General features: G+C 71.3%; 15 protein-coding genes and 1 pseudogene. 9 read left to right on the top strand and 7 right to left on the bottom strand.

Features of this window, described 5'->3' with window-relative positions; all coding sequences use genetic code 11:
* Positions 1–20: 20 nt before the first annotated feature.
* The 3 genes from AB0M63_RS18355 to AB0M63_RS18345 form a co-directional block, all read right to left on the bottom strand.
* Positions 21–845: a carbohydrate ABC transporter permease gene (locus AB0M63_RS18355; RefSeq protein ID WP_366020380.1), complete on the bottom strand. Its 825-nt coding sequence runs from the start codon at positions 843–845 to the stop codon at positions 21–23.
* A 92-nt stretch (positions 846–937) separates the two neighbouring features.
* Positions 938–1,909 carry a sugar ABC transporter permease gene (locus AB0M63_RS18350; RefSeq protein WP_355901697.1) on the bottom strand — a complete coding sequence of 324 codons (972 nt, stop codon included), beginning with the start codon at positions 1,907–1,909 and terminating at the stop codon, positions 938–940.
* Positions 1,910–1,919: 10 nt separating this feature from the next.
* Positions 1,920–3,269, bottom strand: a complete 1,350-nt coding sequence (locus AB0M63_RS18345; RefSeq protein WP_366020093.1) for a sugar ABC transporter substrate-binding protein — start codon at positions 3,267–3,269, stop codon at positions 1,920–1,922.
* Positions 3,270–3,650: 381 nt separating this feature from the next.
* Between AB0M63_RS18345 and AB0M63_RS18340 the strand changes: the two genes are divergently transcribed.
* The 4 genes and pseudogenes from AB0M63_RS18340 to AB0M63_RS18325 form a co-directional block, all read left to right on the top strand.
* Positions 3,651–6,551 carry a glycoside hydrolase family 2 TIM barrel-domain containing protein gene (locus tag AB0M63_RS18340; protein WP_366020092.1) on the top strand — a complete coding sequence of 967 codons (2,901 nt, stop codon included), beginning with the start codon at positions 3,651–3,653 and terminating at the stop codon, positions 6,549–6,551.
* Positions 6,552–7,114: 563 nt separating this feature from the next.
* Entirely contained in the window at positions 7,115–7,918 is an 804-nt protein-coding gene (locus AB0M63_RS18335) for a universal stress protein (RefSeq protein ID WP_366020091.1), read from the top strand.
* 243 nt (positions 7,919–8,161) lie between these two features.
* Positions 8,162–9,010 (top strand): universal stress protein, encoded by an 849-nt coding sequence (locus AB0M63_RS18330; protein WP_366020090.1) that lies wholly within the window; start codon positions 8,162–8,164, stop codon positions 9,008–9,010.
* 103 nt (positions 9,011–9,113) lie between these two features.
* Positions 9,114–9,423: pseudogene (locus tag AB0M63_RS18325) on the top strand (hypothetical protein); the annotation flags it as partial.
* A 74-nt stretch (positions 9,424–9,497) separates the two neighbouring features.
* On the opposite strand, the gene AB0M63_RS18320 reads toward AB0M63_RS18325, so the two are convergent.
* From AB0M63_RS18320 to AB0M63_RS18310, 3 genes are all read right to left on the bottom strand, one after another.
* Complete coding sequence (locus AB0M63_RS18320; RefSeq protein WP_366020088.1) at positions 9,498–9,632, bottom strand: hypothetical protein; 135 nt, start codon at positions 9,630–9,632, stop codon at positions 9,498–9,500.
* Positions 9,633–9,902: 270 nt separating this feature from the next.
* Entirely contained in the window at positions 9,903–10,181 is a 279-nt protein-coding gene (locus tag AB0M63_RS18315) for a hypothetical protein (RefSeq protein WP_366020087.1), read from the bottom strand.
* A 107-nt stretch (positions 10,182–10,288) separates the two neighbouring features.
* Positions 10,289–11,530, bottom strand: coding sequence for an MFS transporter (locus tag AB0M63_RS18310; protein WP_366020086.1), 1,242 nt, complete (start codon positions 11,528–11,530; stop codon positions 10,289–10,291).
* Between the two features lie 161 nt (positions 11,531–11,691).
* Between AB0M63_RS18310 and AB0M63_RS18305 the strand changes: the two genes are divergently transcribed.
* The 5 genes from AB0M63_RS18305 to AB0M63_RS18285 are packed head-to-tail and all read left to right on the top strand — an operon-like array spanning position 11,692 to position 18,889.
* Complete coding sequence (locus AB0M63_RS18305; protein ID WP_366020084.1) at positions 11,692–15,393, top strand: nitrate reductase subunit alpha; 3,702 nt, start codon at positions 11,692–11,694, stop codon at positions 15,391–15,393.
* 1 nt (position 15,394) lies between these two features.
* On the top strand, positions 15,395–16,918 hold the full coding sequence (narH, locus tag AB0M63_RS18300) for a nitrate reductase subunit beta (RefSeq protein ID WP_366020083.1): 1,524 nt from the start codon (positions 15,395–15,397) through the stop codon (positions 16,916–16,918).
* A complete protein-coding gene (gene narJ / locus AB0M63_RS18295; protein WP_366020082.1) occupies positions 16,915–17,673 on the top strand; it encodes a nitrate reductase molybdenum cofactor assembly chaperone in 759 nt (252 codons plus the stop codon). Before narH ends, narJ begins: the two co-directional genes overlap by 4 nt.
* Positions 17,670–18,398 (top strand): respiratory nitrate reductase subunit gamma, encoded by a 729-nt coding sequence (narI, locus tag AB0M63_RS18290; RefSeq protein ID WP_366020081.1) that lies wholly within the window; start codon positions 17,670–17,672, stop codon positions 18,396–18,398. Before narJ ends, narI begins: the two co-directional genes overlap by 4 nt.
* Positions 18,395–18,889 carry a hypothetical protein gene (locus tag AB0M63_RS18285; protein WP_366020080.1) on the top strand — a complete coding sequence of 165 codons (495 nt, stop codon included), beginning with the start codon at positions 18,395–18,397 and terminating at the stop codon, positions 18,887–18,889. The genes narI and AB0M63_RS18285 overlap by 4 nt, the downstream gene beginning before the upstream one ends.
* On the opposite strand, the gene AB0M63_RS18280 is transcribed toward AB0M63_RS18285, so the two are convergent.
* Complete coding sequence (locus tag AB0M63_RS18280) at positions 18,873–20,705, bottom strand: PAS domain S-box protein (protein ID WP_366020379.1); 1,833 nt, start codon at positions 20,703–20,705, stop codon at positions 18,873–18,875. The genes AB0M63_RS18285 and AB0M63_RS18280 overlap by 17 nt on opposite strands.
* Between the last annotated feature and the right edge of the window lie 210 nt (positions 20,706–20,915).

Below are 20,915 nucleotides of genomic sequence, written 5' to 3'. Positions count from 1 at the left end.
TCCTTGCTGGCCGGAGGCGGCTATTTCACGCTTCCGGCGGTGAGTCCCGAGCGCCAGAAGCGCTGGAGACAGAGGAAGAGGGCTACGACGGGGATCACCGCGATCACCGATCCGCAGATCACGAAGGAGATCAGCGCCGGGTCCTCGATGACGTTGTTCTGCCAGATGAAGAGGCCGAGGCTGACCGGGTAGAGGCTCTTGTCCGAGAGCATGACCAGGGCCAGGAAGAAGCCGTTCCAGATGGCGGAGAACTGGAACAGCATGATCGTGGTGAAGCCCGACTTGAGCATCGGCAGTCCGATGGAGCGGAAGACGCGCAGTTCGCCCGCACCGTCGACGCGGGCGGCCTCCAGCACCTCGTCGGGAACGTAGCCGGTGCTGAAGACCCGGGCCAGGTAGACCCCGAAGGGGTTGACCACCGAGGGGATGAGCACCGCCCAGACCGTGTTGACCAGGTGCACCTTGGAGGCGAGCAGGTACAGCGGCAGTACCGTCGCGGAGCTGGGGACCAGGACGCCCAGCAGCACGACGCCGAACAGCTTCTCCTTGCCCGGGAAGGTGTACTTGTCGAAGGCGTAGCCGGCGGCGACGCTGATCAGCGCGCACACGGCGGAGCCGCCGAACGCGTAGAGGAGCGAGTTGAGGAACCAGTGGAAGTAGATCCCGCCGTCCTCGTGCACCAGCCCGGACAGGTTTCCCAGCAGGTCGAAGTGGTGCGGGGTGAAGATGTCGCCGGCCGCCATCCCGGTGGGGTCCTTGGCAGCGGCGACCAGCATCCACAGCAGCGGGAAGAAGGTGTACAACGCGGCCAGGGCGAGCGCCGTGTTCACGGCCGCGCCGGACATGGTCCGCGGCCGGGAGGGCGGCCGGGTGGACGGCGGGGCGGGCTCCGCGGCCGGCTCTGCCGCCCGGGCGCGGGTTTCGACAGGTGTGCTGGTCATGCGCTCCTCCACGGGTTGGAGATCCGGGTGACCGCGAAGGACAGACCGGCGCAGACGGCCGCGAGCAGGATCGAGCCGGCCGCGGAGAGCCCGTAGTCGGTGTTCTTGAACGCCTGGACGTAGTTGTAGAGGTTGGGCGTCCAGTCAGCGGTGATCGCGCCGGGCGCCGAGCGGTTCAGCAGCAGCGGCTCCTGGAACAGCTGCATCACGCCGACCGCGGTGAACAGGCCGACCAGCCCGACCGAGCTGCGGATCATCGGGAGTTTGACACTCCAGGAGGCACGCAGTTCGGAGGCGCCGTCCAGGACCGCGGCCTCCAGCAGTTCCCGGGGGATGGCCTGGAGCGCGGCGTAGAAGATCACCATGTTGTAGCCGAGGACCTCCCAGATCGCGATGTTGGCCATCGCGGGCACGGCGGTGGTCGTCGAGCCCAGGTCGAAGCCGATCCCGCCGGACCGCAGCGCCGACACGACGGGGCTGACGCCCGGCGTGTAGAGGTAGAGCCAGATGATCGCGGCGATGATGCCCGGGATCACATGGGGCAGGAAGAGCGTGAGCTGGAAGAAGCGCTTGGCCCGCGCCAGTGCGGAGTCCAGCAGCAGCGCCACCAGGAGCGATCCGGCCAGCATCAGCGGGACGTAGAGCAGCGCGAAGACCGCCACGTGCAGGAAGCCGGACCGGAAGTCCGGGTCGGCGAGGGCCGTCGCGTAGTTGGACAGCCCGCTGAAGACCGTGGTGGCCGGGCCGTAGCCGAGTCCGGAGTGGTGTTCGCGGAACAGGCTGAGCCAGAGGGCGTAGCCGATGGGGGCGAGGGTGGCCAGGGCGAAGAGGAGGAAGAAGGGGGCCAGCAGCACTGCCGCCGCGCCCTTGCTCCGGTCCCCGCGCGTGGTCCTGCCTGTGCCGGTCCCGCGCCCCGCGGAAGCCTTTCCGGGCTTCCGAGGGGCCGCGGCCGGCTGGATGTCAGCCATGGAGCGCGCCTCAGCCGTCGGAGACGTTCAGACCGGCGGCCTTGATCTGCTTGACCGTTTCCTCCTGGCCGGTCTTCAGCGCGGCGGCTATGGTGCCGCCCTTGCCCAGCCTGCCCCAGGGCTTCGCCAGGTCGGCCCAGGTGGAGACCATCGTCGGTCCCCAGGTCCAGCCGGTCTTGACGGTGGGCGCGGCCTGCTTGGTCAGCGCGTAGACGTCCTGGCCACCGAAGAAGGTGGAGTCGAAGGACTTCTGAGCGACATCGGCCATCGCGGAGACGGCCGGCAGCGCGCTGGAGGCGCCGCCCTTGACCCGGGCGGCGACGGCGTCCGCGTCTGTGGACATCCAGGTGGCGAACTCGGCCGCCGCGGCGGCGTTCTTGCTGGTCCTGCTCACCGCGTAGCTGGAGCCGCCGACGGCGCCGGCCGCCGGGGTGCCGTCCCAGGTGGGCAGTTGGGCGACGGCCCACTTGCCGGACTGGTCGGCGAAGCCGGTCTTCAGGTAGGCGGCCTCGAAGGGGCCGTTGATCTGGGCGAGGACGTTCCCGGCGGTGGTGTCCGCGGCGAGCGCGGGGTCGCTGGTGGTGGCGGTGCCGACCAGACCCGCGTCGATCAGGCCCTGCCAGTAGGAGGCGACCTTCAGGGTCGCGGCGTCCTGGAAGTTCACCTTCCAGGAGTCGCCCTGGGTGCCGAACCACTGGGCGCCGGCCTGCCAGGCCAGCCCGGAGAACGTGGAGGCGTCGTCGGTCGGGAAGTTGACCAGCCTCGCCTTGGGGTTGGCCTTCTTCAGCGCCACCGCGTCGGCCTTGAACTGGTCCCAGGTGGTGGGAACGGGCAGGTCGTACTTCTTGAACAGGTCCTTGCGGTAGTAGAGCATCTGCGGCTCTACGTCGTAGGGGACCGCCCAGGTCTTGCCGTCCAGCGTGGTGGCCTGCACGGCGCCCTCGGCGAACTTCGAGGTGACGCTCTTGGGGACGTACTTGCTGATGTCCTGGACGTCGCCCTGGCTGACGAAGTTCGGCAGCTCCGAGTACTCGCAGTTGAACAGGTCCGGGCCGTTGCCCGCCTTGATCGCCGCGAAGATCTTGGCGTAGCCGTCGGTGCCGTTGGTGATCTGCGAGTACTTCACGTGGATGTCGGGGTGGGTCGCGTTGAACTTGGCGACGACCGCGTCGGCGTTCAGCGTCCAGGACCAGAAGGTGATCTCGGCGGGGTTGGCGGAGGTGCCGGCGGCAGGGCTGTCACTGTCGCTGCTGCCGCAGGCCGCGGCCAGGGTCAGTGAGAGCGCGGCACACGCGGCGGCGGCGAACGTACGGCCGCGGCGGGATCTCGGGGCGGGGACTGCGGGGGAACTGAGCGTCATTGCGGGGCTCCTCGGGCGAGGGCGGGCCCGACCGGGCCGTGGAAAGGGGTGTATGCGGAGGCACGTTCCGGGGCGTGGGGTTCCGGTGCCGTTGGAACGCCATCATTGGGACCGGTTCGATCGCAGTCAAGAGCGAATCATCGGAAATCTTTCGATCGCACACTCGATCGTTATCCTGTCGTCGTCCGGCGTTCGATCCGGTTCGCCGGGGGAGCTTACCGCCATATAGGCGCTCACATCAGAGCATGTCAGTGCGCCTGCGGCTTTCGTTTCGAGATCATTTGATCGTTCGCTCTTGACGTGGCTCCAGGGCCTTCCTAGATTTTCGCTCAGCCGTTCGGAGAGCCGATCGGCCCGCCCACCACCGTCCCGAGGAGTTCCGTGGACCTGCCCTACTACGAGGACCCGGGACCGGGCACCGGCTTCGAGCCCGCCCGCGCCACGGCTCGATCGAACGCGCCGGCGCTGAGCCTCAACGGCAACTGGCGCTTCCGGCTGCGCCCGACGGCGGCCGACCCCGCGCCGGGGTTCGACGCCGACTGGGAGAACTGGGACGAGATCCCGGTCCCCGGCCACTGGCAGCTGCACGGTCATGGCTCGCCCGCCTACACCAATGTGCGCTACCCGTTCCCGGTCGATCCCCCGCACGTGCCCGACGAGAACCCGACCGGGGAGTACCGCCGCGCCTTCGACCTGCCGGAACACTGGCTCTGGCCCGAGCAGGGCGCGCGGACGCTGCTGCGGTTCGAGGGGGTGGACTCCTGTTTCCGGGTCTGGCTGAACGGCGAGCTGCTGGGCCACGCGGCCGGCAGTCGGCTGGCGCACGAGTTCGAGGTGGGCCGGCTGTTGCGGCCGGGCCGCAACACCGTGGCGGTGCGGGTGCACCAGTGGTCGGCCGGCAGCTATCTGGAGGACCAGGACATGTGGTGGCTGTCCGGGATCTTCCGTGACGTCACCCTGCTGGCCAGGCCCCGGGCCTCGCTCGACGACCACTTCGTGCACGCCGGCTACGAGCACGCCACCGGCACCGGCGTCCTCCGCGTCGAGACGTCCACGCCGGCCGTGCTGAGCGTCCCCGAGCTCGGCCTGCACCGGGTCGACCCGGCGGGACCCCACCGGGTTCCCGGCATCCAGCCCTGGTCCGCCGAGGAGCCCCGGCTCTACGACGCCGTACTCAGCACCCCCGGCGAGACCGTCGACCTGCGCATCGGCTTCCGCAGCATCGCCGTGGAAGACGGCCTGCTGCGGGTGAACGGGCGGCGGATCGTGTTCCGCGGCGTCAACCGCCACGAGTGGCACCCCGAGCAGGGCCGCGCCCTGGACCGGGCCACCATGCTGCGGGACGTCCTGCTGATGAAGCGGCACAACATCAACGCCGTCCGGACCAGCCACTACCCGCCGCACCCGGACTTCCTCGACCTGTGCGACCAGTACGGGCTGTGGGTGATCGACGAGTGCGACCTGGAGACCCACGGCTTCGAGGAGGTGGGCTGGCGCGGCAACCCCACCGACGACCCGATCTGGCAAGAGGCGTGCCTGGACCGGATCGAGCGCACCGTCGAGCGCGACAAGAACCACCCCTCGATCCTGCTCTGGTCGCTGGGCAACGAGTCCGGGACGGGGCAGAACCTGGAAGCCATGGCCGCCTGGTGCCACACCCGCGACCCGGAGCGCCCGGTGCACTACGAGGGCGACTGGGACAGCCCCTACGTCGACGTCTACTCCCGGATGTACGCCTCGCACGAGGAGGTCGAGGCCATCGGACGGCGCGCGGAGGCACCGGCCTCGACACCCGAGCGCGACGCCCACCGCCGCGCGCTGCCCTTCATCCAGTGCGAGTACGCCCACGCCATGGGCAACGGCCCGGGCGGCCTGACGGAGTACCAGGACCTCTTCGAGCGGTACGAGCGGCTGCAGGGCGGCTTCGTATGGGAGTGGATCGACCACGGCATCCCCCGGCACGCCCCGGACGGCACCCTCTACCACGCCTACGGCGGCGACTTCGGCGAACCGCTGCACGACGGCAACTTCATCGCCGACGGGCTGCTGTTCCCCGACCGCACACCCTCTCCGGGACTGGTCGAGTACCAGAAGGTGATCGCCCCGGTGCGGATCACCGCCGGCCGGCCGGGCACGGTCCGTATCGACAACCGGTACGACTTCCGCTCCCTCGCGCACCTCGCCTTCACCTGGACGGTGGAGCAGGAGGGCATCCCGGTCGCCCACGGCACCCTCGCGGTACCGGAGACGGCGACCGGCGAGTACGCCGAGCCGGCGCTGCCCCAACTGCCCGACACGGTCGGCGAGTCCTGGCTCACCGTGCGCGCCGTCCTCGCTGGAGACCAGCCCTGGGCCGAGGCCGGGCACGAGGTCGCCTGGGGCCAGCTCCCGGTCACCGGCCGGACGCCCGCGGTCCCCGACTCCACCCCCGGCCCCGCCCCTGCCCGACCGCGTCGCGGCGGGACCGCGGTGGCCCTCGGCCCGGGGCGGTTCGACCCGGCGTCAGGCCTCCTGCTCCGGCTGGGAGAGCTGCCGGTCGACGGGCCCCGACTGGACATCTGGCGCGCCCCCACCGACAACGACCGCGGCGGCCAGGAACTCGCGGTCGCCCGGGCCTGGCTCGCGGCCGGCCTGGACCGGATGCGGCACCGCACGGTCGCGGCGGAGCCGGAGGACGGCGCGTACGTCGTCCGCACCCGGGTCGCCCCCGCGGCCACCGACCTCGCCCTGCTCGCCACCTACCGGTGGAGCGGCGCCGAGGAGTCGCTGCGCCTGGACCTCTCCGTCGAGACCGAGGGCGACTGGGGCGGGCTGACCCTGCCCCGGCTGGGACTGCGGATGACCGTCCCGGCGGTGCTCGACCAGGTCGCCTGGTTCGGCCTGGGCCCGGGTGAGTCGTACCGGGACAGCAGACAGGCGGCCAGGATCGGTCGCTTCGCCCTCGACGTGGACGCACTGCAGACCCCGTATGTGATGCCGCAGGAGAACGGGAACCGCAGCGACGCCCGCTGGGCGACCTTCACCGACACCTCCGGCCACGGGCTACGGGTCGAGGGCTGGCCCGGCTTCGACTTCACTGCCCGGCGGTGGACCGCCGAGGACCTGGACGCCGCACGGCACACGACCGACCTCAAACCGCGCGACCGCCTCTACCTCACCCTCGATCTGGCCCACCAGGGCATCGGCAGCGGCTCCTGCGGCCCGGCCGCACTGCCGCAGCACAAGCTCATCCCGGCCGACGCCCTGCTCACGCTCCACTTCTCGCCGGAACGACCGGGCTGAGCGCCACCGCTGTCCGAGAGATCCGGCGTCGCGTCCTTGACCGCGCGGACCTCGGCGAGGGCAGATCTCGGCAAGGCCGGACATGGCTGTCAGGCTGTTGGACGTCCCATTCGGTGGGCCGACACCGTGCCCGGCTACACGGCCTTGGCCCAGTGCCGGACCACCCGGACGAGGAGGTGACTTCGCCGACCCGTCCGGCGGGCGAGGGCTGCTCCTCGACCTGGCTTTCCGCCCCGAGAAGGTGCCCGCGGCTGCCCGGTCCTCTCAGGAGATCCTTCGACTGCGGGCGGCTGGCCGGGCATCTGTGGACGTGTGCCGGTGTGGGGGAGCTGATGGCGAAAAGCTGTACCGGGTGCGGCTGACGGAGCTGGGCCTTTTCGCAGCACAAGCTGAAGCCGTCGACGCCTTCGAAGAGCGCGCCCGGAATCCGGACCGGGCCGCCGTCCCACACAGGGGCCGGACGGCACCCACGCCGACTCCCATACGGCCCCTGTGGGGACCCTTCACGGCGCAGGAGCCTGACCACAGAAGCGGGCAGCTACGGAGAAAGAGGAGGGGCCGTCATGCGCGGTCCGGTCGTTGTGGGAGTGGACGGTTCACCGTCGAGTCTGGTCGCGGTGGAGACCGCCGCACGTACCGCCGAACGCCAGGGTGTGGAACTGCAACTCGTCCACGCCGTCGACTGGCCCGCCGGGCGGGTGACGGACGGCGTGGGCTCCTGGGGCCTGCGGCCGGAGTGGGACCACGGCGGCGCCAACGGCGCGTTGGCCGAGGCCGAGCGGCGTGCTCGATCCGCCGCGCCCCGCGTCGATGTCAGGTGCGAGGTCCTCGTGGGAGAGCCGGCGAGGGTACTTGAGTCGGAGTCGCGGGACGCCGGACTCACAGTCGTCGGTCATCGGCGCACGGGCCCCGGCGGTTCGCGACACCATTCCGTCGCCGGACAGCTCCTCGCGCATGGTTCGCGCCCGGTGTTGGTGGTCTGTGGCAGGCGGGAGCCCGCCGGATCGGTCGTGCTCGTCGGCGGCGAGTCCATGGCGGCCCGGAAAGCGGCCGAGTTCGCCTTCGCCGAAGCCGAAGCGCGTGGCGTGCCGCTGCTGGTGCTCGACACACGACGGTTGTGGCAGCGGCGCTCGCACTCCCTGCCCGCCTCCCTTCTGATCCGGCTGAGGGGGCGTCACCCCGAGGTCAAGGTGAACCGGCGAGTCGTAAAGGGCCGGATCCGCCGGACGTTGATCACGTTGAGCGCCGACGCCCAGCTCGTCGTGGCCGGCGCACACGGCCGACGAGGCACGGCCGGCCCGCTCGACGAGGCAGTGCTCCGGGACGTGCGATGCCCGGTCGCCGCCGTCCGCTCCGAGAGGGGATGAGCAGACCGGAGCCGAGTCGCAAAGGCCCGCTGCCCGACCGGGGCGGGCCTTCGTCCGTCTCCGACCGAACGCCGGTGACGACCCTCTGCCGGGGCGCCGTACGGCCCTGTCGAAAGGGGCCGTACGGCGCCCCGGCCCGGTTCTTGAGGCCCCTGCCCCCGGTGTCCGCGCGGGACGAGTATCACGCTCGGAGCCATTGCGGGACCCCGCACGGCAGAGCACGGCAGAGAAGGGAACGGGACCATGACTCTCCATCACGTGACCGTTGGCGTGGACGGTTCACTGCTTTCCGTACGGGCCCTGGACCGGGCCGCGGACGAGGCCGCACGTCGGCGCACCGAACTGCGGGTCGTCTACGCCGTGTCCGACCGCGACGAGTCCGGACCGATCCTGGAGTCGGCTGTCGCCCGCATCCACGAACGCCACCCCGGCCTGCGGGTGATGACCAAGCCCGTAGAGGGCCCGGCCGTACGGGTGTTGACCGAGGAGAGCAGGTGCGCGGCCCTCACCGTCGTGGGCACGCGCGGGTTCGGCGGGGTCGCCGGCACACTTCTCGGCTCGGTGAGCCTGCGGCTGGCCGCCCACGCGCACGGGCCGCTGATGGTCGTACGCGAGGACCACCCGTGCGACACCGCACCCTCCGCCGACGGACCGGCGGTCCTGCTCGGCCTGGAGAACGACACCGACGTCGACGCGGCCGTCTACGCGTTCGCCGAGGCCGAGCGTCGCGGAGCGCGGCTGCATGTCCTGCACGCGCAGAACCACCGGCACGTCACCCCCGAACTCCCCTCGCTGCTCCCCGCGACGAGCCCCGGCCAGCGGCGCACGGCACAGCGGGACCGGGCCGAAGCGGCCGTGCCGCGCTTCAGCCTCGCCCGGCTGAGGGAGCACCACCCCACCGTGGGCGTCGACGCCCGCACGGTCCGCACCGGGCCTTCCGGCGCTCTGCTGGAGGCGACGCGCGAGGCAGCGGTCGTGGTGATCGGTGCCCACCGCCGCAAGGGGCACGTCGGCCCGCACCTCGGCCCGGTCGCGCACACCCTGCTGCATCGCTCGCACTGCCCGGTCGTGCTGGTGCCCACGGCCCGGTGACCCGCGCGGGCGGGCGCCAAGTAGCCCTGCCGAAAAGGACGTTCGGGCCCTGGGCATGGCCCCTGCAGCCCCTCGGCAGGGATGAAGATCATGACAGTGCACGGCCACGTTCCACGACTGGGCCGGGGCCGGCTGGGCGGACCGGCTGTTCATGCTCGGTCTGCTGGGCATCGGCCTGGCGCTGGTCGCTGGCACCGCGATGATGGCCCTGATGTGGATCGCGGAATGGCCTCCGGCCAAGCACCTGTCGGACGGCACGCCGAGCATGTCGACCAACCCGTTCGCCGACTACCACCTCGTCTACGCCGTCGCGCTGATCGCCCTGGCGGCCGCGGGCGCGGGCGCCACCTGGGGCCTGGGCAAGGGTGTGGGCACGGCTGCCCTTCGTCAGCCGCAACCGCTGGCTGCTCTGACCGCTCGGAGCACATCGGGCCCGGGGCGCCGCCGCTGAGGGAACAACTCCCGCAGCGGCAGCGCCCTTTCGCCCTCAGGCCGTCCCGCCACGCCAGGGTGGCGGCCCGACCGTCCTGCGTGCGGTGTCCGCACGGTGTGCGAGCCGGTCCAGGCGGCGGCGCAGCCGGTCGGCCAGCTCATGAGCGCTCGCCTCGCGTGCGTGGACCACGAGCAGGGTGTCCCGTCCCGGATGTACGCGATCGCCTCGGCGTCCACGTCGCCCTCGACCCGTGCATCCAGGCGGCCGTCATCGCGGCCCAGACCGAGGACCGACTGCGGCAGAAGGACCGTTGACGTTCCGTCGGGCGGGGCTCTCGGCTCCGTCAGCGGAGGCCGATCACTCCTCCGGCACCATCTCGATCGCCCCGCTCGGGCACTCGGCCGAAGCAGTTGCCGCAGGACATGCAGCTGCGAGCCTCGAACAGTGCGGTGGACTCGTCTACGCGTCGATGTGCCGCGCCGCCTTCTTGCCCTGCCCCACGGCCACGGTCACCGTGCGCTCGGCTGGCATCAAGTCCCCGTCGGCAAAAGCACCCTGACGGTCCGTCATGAGGTTTGCCGTCGGCGACCCGCACCATGCCGTGGTCCATGGCCAGGTCCGGCGCGTCCGCAGCAGGGACGGTTCCGAGTCCTGGCCCAGCGCCACCACCACGCTGTCCGCCGCCAACTCCTCGAACTCGCCGGTGGGTTGCGGGAATCCGGTCCCGTCCAGCTCCATCCGCTCGCTCGTCCGACACGGGCCCCGCGCTCTCGGCATCCGTGCACGGACGACGGCCCGGGCAGGGGCCACGTGTCCCTTGCCCGGGCCGAACGGCCCTGTCGCCCTCAGTGCGCGGCCGGAAGCGCCGCCCGCCGGGACAGCACCCGCCGCACCTCGGTCCCGGTGAAGACCAGCGCGCCCGTCGCGACCGCAGCCAGCAGCAACAGGCCGACCGCGTAGGAACCGTACGAGCCGTACAGCGAGCCCATCACCAGCGGCGGGACGAAGCCGCCCAGGCCGCCCGCGGCGCCGACGACGCCGGTGACCGAGCCGGTGCGGTTGGACGGGGCGAGCAGCGCCACGAAGGCGAACGTCGCGCCGCTGCCCGCACCCAGTGCCCCGGCCATGGCCAGGAAGGCGACGGTGCCCAGCGGGGCGAGCGCAGGGGTGGCGGACTGCATCAAGGCGCCCGTGCTGACCAGCGCGAGCGCCCCGGTCAGCACGCGCGTCGGGCCGACGCGGTCCGACAGCCAGCCGCCAACCGGCCGCATGGCCACCGCGAGCAGCACGAACCCGGCCATGCGGTTCGCCGCGTCGTCCTGGGTGAGGCCGTAGCCGTTCTTCAGATAGGTCGGCAGGTAGACGGAGAACGCGACATAGCCGCCGAAGGCCACCGCGTACAGCGCCGACGCCTGCCAGGTGACGCCGAGCCGCAGCGTCGCGGCCAGCCGCCGGCCGATCGGCTCGGTCGGCACCGCGCGGTCCGGGGCGTCCCGCAGGATCAGCGCCGCCACCACCGCGTACAGGACCAGGACTCCGGCGGTGATCAGGAACGGGGTCGACACGCTGTGGGCCTTCACCAGCTTGACCGTGCTCAGCGCGCTGATCGCGGTACCGCCCATGCCCATGCCGAACAGGCCGATGGCCAGACCGCGCCGCTCGGGCGGGAACCAGGCGTTCACGAACGGCACCCCGACGGCGAACGCGGTACCGCCGACGCCGAGGAAGAAGCCGCCGACCAGCAGCGCGGTGAGCGAGGAGTGGCCGGCAAGTCCCAGGTACAGCACGGGAATCACGGTCGCCGCGGACACCAGCGGGAACATCACCCGGCCGCCGAACCGGTCGGTCAGCGCACCCACCGGAATCCGTCCCAGCGAGCCGACCACGACCGGCACCGCCACCAGCAGTGACTGCTGGAAGGAGGACAGCCCCAGTGAGTCCTTGAAGCGTGGGCCGAGCGGGCTGATCAGCGCCCACGCCCAGAAGTTGACGGCGAATCCGACGGTGGCCAGGGCGAGCATCAGCCAGGCCCGCCCCGGGATCGGGGCCCGCGGCGCCTGTTGGGGGTTCCTCGACGACTGGAGCATGGCTCAGGTCCCTTCTGCGGGTGGGTGACTGACGCCAGACTTCTGGATCACCCCGCCTGGGGGCGTGGGCCGAAAGCCCTCGGGATACGGCCGGTCGGGACCCACCCGGGGCCGTTCGGCCCACGGTGGGCCGGCCACTGCCCCGCATAGCGTCCCGGTTCATGGAGAACGACAAGACCGCTCGCCCCGCACGGCGCAGCGCCGCCGAGGGCTGGCCGCTCGCCGCCCGCCGTCTGCTGACGCGCCGTGAGGTGTCGGCCGACGGCCGGGCCGTCTTCACCGAGGCCGACCCCAAATGGGAGGGCTTCTACCGCGACCGCTGGGCGCACGACAAGGTCGTGCGCTCCACCCACGGCGTCAACTGCACCGGTTCCTGCTCGTGGATGGTGTACGTCAAGGACGGCATCATCACCTGGGAACACCAGGCAACCGACTACCCGTCCATCGGCACCGACTGCCCCGAGTACGAGCCCCGCGGCTGCCCGCGCGGCGCCTCCTTCTCCTGGTACACCTACTCACCCAGCCGCGTCCGCTACCCCTATGTCCGGGGCGAGTTGCTGAAACTGTGGCGCGAGGCGCGCCGCCGCCTCGACGACCCGGTGGCCGCCTGGGCCGAGATCACCGCCGACCCCGCGAAGGCCCGCGCCTACAAGAGGGCCCGCGGCAAGGGCGGCCTGGTGCGGGCGAATTGGGACGAGGTGAGCGAGCTGGTCGCCGCCGCCCACGTCCACACCATCAAGACGTACGGCCCCGACCGTGTCGCCGGCTTCTCCCCGATCCCGGCGATGTCCATGGCCTCCTTCGCCGCCGGGGCCCGCTTCATGTCGCTGATCGGCGGCACCCTGCTCTCCTTCTACGACTGGTACGCGGACCTTCCGATCGCCTCCCCGCAGGTCTTCGGCGACCAGACCGACGTACCCGAGGCCGCCGACTGGTGGAACGCCGGCTACCTGATCATGTGGGGCTCCAACATCCCCGTCACCCGCACCCCTGACGCGCACTTCCTCACCGAGACCCGCTACAACGGCACCAAGGTCGTCGCCGTCAGCCCCGACTACGCCGACAACGTCAAGCACGCCGACGAATGGCTCGCCCCGCACCCCGGCACCGACGGCGCGCTGGCGATGGCCATGGGGCACGTGATCCTGCGCGAGTTCCTCGTCGACCGCGAAGTGCCGTATTTCCAGCAGTACTTGAGGACGTACACGGACGCGCCGTTCCTCGTGACCCTGCGCGAGCACGGTGACCACGGTCTGGTCCCCAACGGGTTCCTCACGGCCGCCGATCTCGGCCGCGACGACGAGGAACACGCCGAATCCAAGACCGTCCTCCTGGACCGGGCCACCGGGGAACCGGTGGTCCCGGGCGGCTCGCTCGGCTTCCGGTGGGGGGAAGCCGGGCGAGGCCGCTGGAACCTCGAACTCGGCGAAGTCGAGCCCGAGTTGAGTCTGCTTGAGCGAGCCGAGGACGTCGTCGAGATTGCCCTTCCGCGCTTCGACGAGGGTGCCACCGAGGGCGGCTCGACCATGATGCGCGGCGTCCCGGTCCGCCGTGTCGGCGGCCGGCTCGTGACCACGGTCTTCGACCTGATGCTCGCCCAGTACGGTGTCAACCGCCCAGGTCTGCCGGGCAGTTGGCCCACGTCCTACGAGGACGCGTCCCAGCCGTACACGCCCGCCTGGCAGGAGACGATCACCTCGGTCCCCGCCGCACAGGCCGCCCGCATCGCCCGCGAGTTCGCCCGCAACGCCGAGCGTACGCAGGGCCGTTCGATGATCGCGATGGGTGCCGGCACCAACCACTGGTTCCACTCCGACACCATCTACCGCGCCTTCCTGGCACTGACCACGATGACCGGCTGCCAGGGCGTCAACGGCGGCGGCTGGGCCCACTACGTCGGCCAGGAGAAGATCCGCCCGATCACGGGCCTCCAGCACCTGGCCTTCGCCTTCGACTGGCAGCGGCCCACCCGGCACATGGCCGGCACCTCGTACTGGTACCTCAACACCGACCAGTGGCGCTACGAGGCCTTCGGTCCCGACGAGTTGGCCTCCCCGCTCGGCGAGGGCCGCTTCAAGGGCAAGGCCTTCGCGGACACCCTCGCGCAGGCCGTACGCCTCGGCTGGACCCCCGGCCACCCCGGCTTCAACCGCAACCCGCTCGACCTGACCGACGAGGCCGCCGCGCAGAAGCGCCCCGTCGCCGAGCACATCGTCGACGAACTCAAGGCCGGACGGCTGAGGTTCGCGGTCGAGGACCCCGACGACCCGGCCAACTTCCCACGTGTGCTCACCGTTTGGCGGGCCAACCTGCTCGGCTCATCCGGCAAGGGCAACGAGTACTTCCTCCGTCACCTCCTCGGCACCGACAGCGCCGTACGCAGCGAGGAGACGCCACCCGAGGCCCGCCCCGAGGACGTCGTCTGGCACGACGAGGCGCCCGAGGGCAAGCTCGACCTGCTGGTCGCCATGGACTTCCGGATGACCTCCACCGGCCTGCTCGCCGACGTCGTCCTGCCGGCCGCCACCTGGTACGAGAAGGACGACCTCTCCAGCACGGACATGCACCCCTTCGTGCACGCCTTCACCCCGGCCATCGCCCCGCCCTGGCAGGCCCGCACCGACTACGACACCTTCCTGACGATCGCGGACAGGTTCAGCGAACTCGCCGCCGGGCACCTGGGCACGCGCACCGACGTCCTCGCCGTACCGCTGCTGCACGACACCCCCGACGAACTCGCCCAGCCCGGCGGGACCGTACGGGACTGGAAGGCGGGGGAGTGCGAGCCGGTCCCCGGACGGACCATGCCGAAGCTGGTCACCATCGAGCGGGACTACGCGGCCGTAGCGCAGAAGATGCGGGCCGTCGGACCGCTCCTTGACCGGCTCGGGACGACCACGAAGGGCGTCACCGTCCACCCCGACCGCGAGATCGACGAACTGCGCCACCGCTGCGGCACCGTCCGCGAGGGCATCGCCGAGGGCCGTCCCTCCCTGGCCACCGCCTCCGACATGTGCGAGGCGATCCTCGCCCTGTCCGGCACCACCAACGGCCGGCTCGCCACCGAAGGCTTCCGGCAACTCCAGGAACAGACGGGCAGCGAGGGCCTGGTGGAACTCGCCGCCGAACGCGAGGCCGAGCGGATCACCTTCGCCGACACCCGCACCCAGCCCCGGGCGGTCATCACCTCGTACGAGTGGTCGGGCAGCGAGACCGGCGGCCGTCGCTACTCGCCCTTCGTCATCAACGTCGAGCACCGCAAGCCCTGGCACACCCTCACCGGACGCCAGCACTTCTTCGTCCAGCACGACTGGATCGCCGAACTCGGCGAGCAACTCCCTGTCTACCGGCCCCCGTTGGACGCCCGCCGCCACTACGGCGACGAACATCTCCGCGACGGCCAGGCCGAAGTGACGGTCCGTTACCTGACCCCGCACTCCAAGTGGTCCATCCACTCCGAGTACCAGGACAACGCCTACATGCTCGCCCTGTCCCGCGGCGGCCCGGTCATCTGGATGTCCGTGGAGGACGCCGAGAAGATCGGCGTCAAGGACAACGAGTGGATCGAGGCCTACAACCGCAACGGCGTCGTCGCCGCCCGTGCCGTGGTCACCCACCGCATGCCCGAGGGCACGGTGTACATGTACCACGCCAAGGATCGCACGGTGAACGTCCCGAAGACCGAGGTCAGCGGCCGGCGCGGCGGCATCCACAACTCCCTGACCCGGCTGCTGCTCAAGCCCACCCATCTCGCGGGCGGCTACGCCCAGTTCACCTACGCCTTCAACTACTACGGCCCGACCGGCAACCAGCGCGACGAGGTCACCGTCATCCGCCGCCGCAGCCAGGAAGCGGAGTACTGAGATGCGCGTGATGGCCCAAGTGGCGATGGTGATGAACCTCGACAAGTGCATCGGCTGCCACACCTGCTCGGTCACCTGCAAGCAGACGTGGACCAACCGCACCGGCGTCGAGTACGCCTGGTTCAACAACGTCGAGACCAAGCCCGGCGTCGGCTACCCGCGCCGTTACGAGGACCAGGAGCAGTGGAAGGGCGGCTGGATGCTCGACAAGCGGGGCCGCCTGGTCCTGCGTTCGGGTGGCCGCGTCAAGCGCCTGCTGTCCCTCTTCTCCAACCCGGACCTGCCCTCCATCGAGGACTACTACGAGCCGGTCACCTACGACTACGACAACCTGGTCAGCGCCCCGGCTGGACAGGACATCCCGGTCGCCCGCCCCCGCTCGGTCCTCACCGGCAGACCCACCGCCATCACCTGGGGCGCCAACTGGGAGGACGGCCTCGGCGGCGCCCCCGAGAACGCGGGCGGTGACCCCAACCTCACCGGTGAGTGGGCCGAGAAGGTGAAGTTCGAGTTCGAGCAGACCTTCCTCTTCCACCTGCCCCGCTTGTGCGAGCACTGCCTCAACCCGGCCTGCGTGTCGGCCTGTCCGTCCGGCGCCCTGTACAAGCGCGTCGAGGACGGCATCGTCCTGGTCGACCAGAACCGCTGCCGGGGCTGGCGGATGTGCGTGACGGCATGCCCGTACAAGAAGGTGTACGTCAACCACGCCACCGGCAAGGCCGAGAAGTGCACCTTCTGCTTCCCGCGCATCGAGGCCGGCCAGCCCACCGTCTGCTCCGAGACCTGCGTCGGACGGCTGCGCTACCTGGGCCTCCTCCTCTACGACGCCGACCGCGTCGGCGAGGCCGCGGCCACCCCGGACGAACAGGACCTGCTGGACGCCCAGCGCGGGGTTTTCCTCGACCCGAACGACCCCCAAGTGCGGGCCGCCGCACGGGAGTCGGGCATCCCGGAGGACTGGCTGGAGGCGGCCCGCCGCTCCCCGGTGTACGACCTCGTCTGCCGTTTCAAGGTGGCGCTGCCACTGCACCCGGAGTACCGCACCCTGCCCATGGTCTGGTACGTCCCGCCGCTCTCCCCGGTCCTCGACGCCGTCACCGGCGCGGGCGGCGACCAGGACGACCCCGACCACGTCTTCGCCGCCGTCACCCGGCTGCGCATCCCGCTGGAGTACCTGGCCGAGCTGTTCACCGCAGGCGACACCGACGTGGTGGCCGGAGTCCTGATGAAACTCACCGCACTCCGCTCCCACATGCGCACCCGCACCCTCGGCGAGGAGACCGACGAGCACGCCCTGACGGCGGTCGGGCTCACCGCACGCGAGGCCGAGGACCTGCACCGCCTGCTCGCCGTCGCCAAGTACCAGGACCGGTACGTCGTCCCCGCCGCGCACAAGGAGGACGCGGCTGCGCTCTCCGCCATGGAGAACTGCTGCCCGGTGGAGTCCGGCGACGCACCGTCCGAACGCCGGGTCCTGCTCGGCATGCCCACCCTGCGCCGCGCGACCGACGGAGGCCGTCCATGAGCCCGCTGCCAGCCACCATCCCGGCGATCGTCCGCACCCGCATCCGCGCGGCCTCCCGCCGCCGTACGGCGACGACACCGGACGAGGCCGAGCGCCACGCCCTGCAACTGCGGTTGCTGTCCTTGCTCCTGGTGTACCCGGATGCCGAACTGTGCGCTGACAGGCGCCAGTTGGCGGACGCGGTGACCGCACTCCCCGTCTCCCAGGCCGCCACCCAACTCACCGCCTTCATGGCCTGGTTCACGACCGAGGAGCCCGATGCGCTGGAGCGGCACTACGTCGAGATGTTCGACCTGCGCCGCAAGAGCAGCCTCTACCTCACCTACTACCTGCACGGCGACACCCGCCGCCGTGGCATGGCCCTGCTCGCGTTGGCCCAGCGCTACCGTGCGGCCGGCTGGGAGATCGACGGCGGTGAACTGCCCGACCATCTCCCAGTCGTTCTGGAGTTCGCCGCGCTGGCCGGACCCGGACGCGGCGAGGCACCGCTGCGGCAGCACCGGCGCGGCCTTGAGCTGATCCACCACGCCCTCACGGACGCCGGCTCCCCCTACCACCACCTGCTCGCCGCCCTGCGCTCCCTGCTGCCGCCGCCCACCGAGGCGGACCTGGCGGCGGTAGCCGAGTTGGCCGCGCAGGGACCGCCCGCCGAGGAGGTGGGCCTCGACCCGTACGGCAACGGCGAGTTCGCCCCGCCCGGCACCTTCACCCCGCCCGAGCAGGCCCCGCCCACACGTCAGGAGGACGACCGATGAACTCCTCGACCGCCGACCTCCTGCTGTGGGTCGCCTTCCCCTACGTCTGCCTCGCCGTCTTCGTCGTCGGCCACGTCTGGCGCTACCGGCACGACCAGTTCGGCTGGACCACCCACACCAGCCAGCTCCTCGAACGCCGGTGGCTGCGCTGGGGCAGCCCGCTGTTCCACCTGGGCGCGTTCGCGGTGATCGCCGGACATGTCGTCGGTCTCGCGGTGCCCGCCTCCTGGACCGAGTCCGCCGGCATCTCCGAGCACGCGTACCACCTCACCGCCGTCTGGTTGGGCTCCGTCGCGGGCGTCGCCATGGTCGCCGGTCTCGGCATGCTGTGCGCGCGACGGCTGTTGACCCGCCGGATCCGGCTCACCACCGACCGCAGCGACAAGCTGCTCTTCCCACTACTGGCTGCCACCGTCCTGCTCGGCATCTCGGCGACCGCCACACACAACGTCTTCGGCGGCGGCTACGACTACCGCGAGACCGTCTCCGTCTGGTTCCGCGGTGTGTTCACCCTCCAGCCTCAGCCGGAGGCGATGAGCGGCGTCCCCCTGCTGTTCCAGCTTCACGCCGTCACCGCCTGTCTCCTCTTCGCCGCCTGGCCCTTCACCCGCCTCGTGCATGTGTGGAGCGCGCCGGTCGGCTATCTGACCCGGCCGTATCTGGTGTACCGGCGGCGGGCGGACGTGGTGCGGGTCGGCAGGCCCGCGCCCGGGGACGTCCGGTGATCGGCGTCGTCGGACACGGGGACCTGACTTCCGTGTCCCTGAAGTCGGTCGAGGCCGAACTGCGGGACCGCCTGGAACGTGCCGAGGACGGCGCGGCCGGACTGGTGCGCGCCGGGGCGGGGCTGCCCGTGGCCTTCGGGCGGGCGGTGCGGGCGTCCGGCCGAAGGCTCGTCGTGCTGCTGCCCTCCCAGCACTCGGTGCCCGCGCCGCTGCCCGGCCCCGACCGGGACGGAGCACGCGAACTGCTGCTGCAGGCCAGGGAGGTCCGCTTGGCCGCCTTCGACCCCGCCGACCGTGACGACTGCATCGGCGCCGACGAACTCCTCGTCCGTTCGAGCCGTTCCGTGCTGGCCGTCTGGGACGGGTCGCCGTCCGACGGCACGGACGCCACCGCCCACCTCGTCGCCTACGCCCGCGCGCGTGGGATCCCGGTCGAGGTCGTCTGGCCGGAGGGGGCCGCCCGGACGGCGCGGCTCACAGCCGGAGCGTGAACCACGTCGTCTTGCCCTCGTCGGTGGGCCGTACGCCCCAGGTGTCGGCGAGGGCCCGCACCAGGATCAGACCCCGCCCGGACTCCTCGTCCTCGGCCGCGAGCCGCGGCTGGGGCAGTTGCGGGCTGTGGTCGCTGACCTCCACGGTGAGGTCGGTCGCCGTGCGGTGCAGGTGCACGCCGATCGGCCCCTGTGCGTGCTGCACCGCGTTGGTCAGTGTCTCCGACAGCAGGAGCAGTGCCTCGTCGGTGCTCGTGGCGCAGTTCCACGAGGTGAGCGCCTTGTGCAGGAACGCCCGGCCCTCCGGGACCGAAGCCGGCTCGGCCGCGAGATCGACGCCGAGGGCCGCCAGCGGCGCGGCGGGCAACTGGGCCAGCAGGAGCGTGACGTCGTCGTTGTGGCTCTCCGGGTCGGGCAGCAGGCTGGCGAGGACATGGTCGGCCGTGGCCTCCAGACACGGTGTGCCGGCGAGGAACTCGTCCAGGACGACGGAGAGTTCACCCACCCGCTCCTCGATGTCGCTGCCCGGCGTCTCGATCAGCCCGTCGGTGTAGAGCACCAGCGTCGCGCCCGGCGGTATCGCCGTACAGGACTGCTCGTACAGGATGTCGCCCACGCCCAGCGGGGCGTTGACGGGGGAGGACAGGCGGCTGACCTCGTCGGCCGCGCCCGCCACGAGGATCGGCAGGTGCCCGGCCGAGCACACCGTCACGGTGCCGGTGTCCGGCGCGATGACCAGATAACAGCAGGTGACGAGCTGGTCCGGCACGTCCAGGTCGGCCACGCAGGTGTCCAGGGCCTGCATCAGCTGCCGGGGCTGCATGCCGGTCTTGGCCAGCGCGTGCGCCGCCGAGCGCAACTGCCCCATGACGGCGGCGGCTTCGAGGCCCCGGCCCATCACGTCACCGATCAGCACGCCCACCCGGTCGGCCCCCAGCGGGATCAGGTCGAACCAGTCACCGCCCACACCCGCGCCCTGTGTGGCCGGCCGGTACCTGCTCGCCGTGGCCAGTCCGGGCAGCGCGGGCGGGGTGCCCATCAGGGAGCGCTGCAGCGTGAGGGCGATGTGCCGCTGCTGCTCGTACAGGACGGTGAGTTCGGCCTCCGCCCGCTTGCGGTCGCTGATGTCCCGCACGATGGCGCACGCGCCCACCACCGTGCCGCGGGTGTCCCGGGTCGGCCACAGGGTGACGTCGACGTCCAGCAGGGCCCCGGCGCTGGTGACCCGCAGTGTCTCGAAGTGCTCGACCTTCTCACCGTCCCGCAGCCGTTCGAGCAACGCGCTGATCTCGTCGTCGAGTTCGGGCGGGGAGAGCAGCGAGACGTGCCGGCCGATGGCCTCCTCGGCGGTGTAGCCGTACAGGTCCTGTGCGGCGGCGTTCCAGTAGGTGATGTACCCGTCGAGGGTCTTGGCGAGGATCGCGTCCTGCGACGACTCGACCAGCGCGGCGAGTTCGTTGATGCGGGCCTCGGCGGCCTTGCGGTCGCTGACGTCCCGCACGGCGGCGGAGACGAGCAGACCGTCCGCCGTCTCCAGCGGGCTGAGGCTGATCTCGACGGGGAACTCGGTACCGTCCTTGCGCAGCCCGTGCAGGTCGAAACCGGCCCCCATGGGCCGCACCTGACGGTTCGCGGCGTATCCGCCCCGGTGCACGGTGTGCTGGGGGCGGAAGCGGTGCGGCATGAGCAACTCCACCGGCCCCCCGAGCAGTTCCTCGCGCCGGTAGCCGAAGAGCGCCTCGGTCTGGGCATTGACGAGCCTGATGGTTCCGGTGTCGTCGACGATGACCATGGCGTCCGGCGCGGCCTCCAGCAGCCCCCGGAACCTCTCCTCGGCCCGCCCCGGCTCGCCCGAGCCGACCGTCGCGCCGCACCGGCACCGCTCCGGCCCACCGGCAGCCGGCGTGTTTTCCGTCCTCACATGGTCGGCCACCCGCGCCTCACCTCCACCCCGACGACGATTCGGACATCTCACAGCGTTCGTGGCGTCCTCACCCCGGAATGTCGCTTAGTGCCCTCAAACGCC

The sequence above is a fragment of the Streptomyces sp. NPDC051576 genome (assembly GCF_040681835.1).
Lineage (GTDB): Bacteria > Actinomycetota > Actinomycetes > Streptomycetales > Streptomycetaceae > Streptomyces.
The sequence above is the reverse complement of the archived record's forward strand: the minus strand, read 5'-3'. Positions and strand labels throughout refer to the sequence as shown.

Coding starts and splice junctions, on each gene's coding strand:
- AB0M63_RS18355 (WP_366020380.1), bottom strand. CDS start 845: ATGTCCGGCGCGGCCGTGAACACGGCGCTCGCCCTGGCCGCGTTGTAC.
- AB0M63_RS18350 (WP_355901697.1), bottom strand. CDS start 1,909: ATGGCTGACATCCAGCCGGCCGCGGCCCCTCGGAAGCCCGGAAAGGCT.
- AB0M63_RS18345 (WP_366020093.1), bottom strand. CDS start 3,269: ATGACGCTCAGTTCCCCCGCAGTCCCCGCCCCGAGATCCCGCCGCGGC.
- AB0M63_RS18335 (WP_366020091.1), top strand. CDS start 7,115: ATGCGCGGTCCGGTCGTTGTGGGAGTGGACGGTTCACCGTCGAGTCTG.
- AB0M63_RS18330 (WP_366020090.1), top strand. CDS start 8,162: ATGACTCTCCATCACGTGACCGTTGGCGTGGACGGTTCACTGCTTTCC.
- AB0M63_RS18315 (WP_366020087.1), bottom strand. CDS start 10,181: ATGGAGCTGGACGGGACCGGATTCCCGCAACCCACCGGCGAGTTCGAG.
- AB0M63_RS18310 (WP_366020086.1), bottom strand. CDS start 11,530: ATGCTCCAGTCGTCGAGGAACCCCCAACAGGCGCCGCGGGCCCCGATC.
- AB0M63_RS18305 (WP_366020084.1), top strand. CDS start 11,692: ATGGAGAACGACAAGACCGCTCGCCCCGCACGGCGCAGCGCCGCCGAG.
- narH (WP_366020083.1), top strand. CDS start 15,395: ATGCGCGTGATGGCCCAAGTGGCGATGGTGATGAACCTCGACAAGTGC.
- narJ (WP_366020082.1), top strand. CDS start 16,915: ATGAGCCCGCTGCCAGCCACCATCCCGGCGATCGTCCGCACCCGCATC.
- narI (WP_366020081.1), top strand. CDS start 17,670: ATGAACTCCTCGACCGCCGACCTCCTGCTGTGGGTCGCCTTCCCCTAC.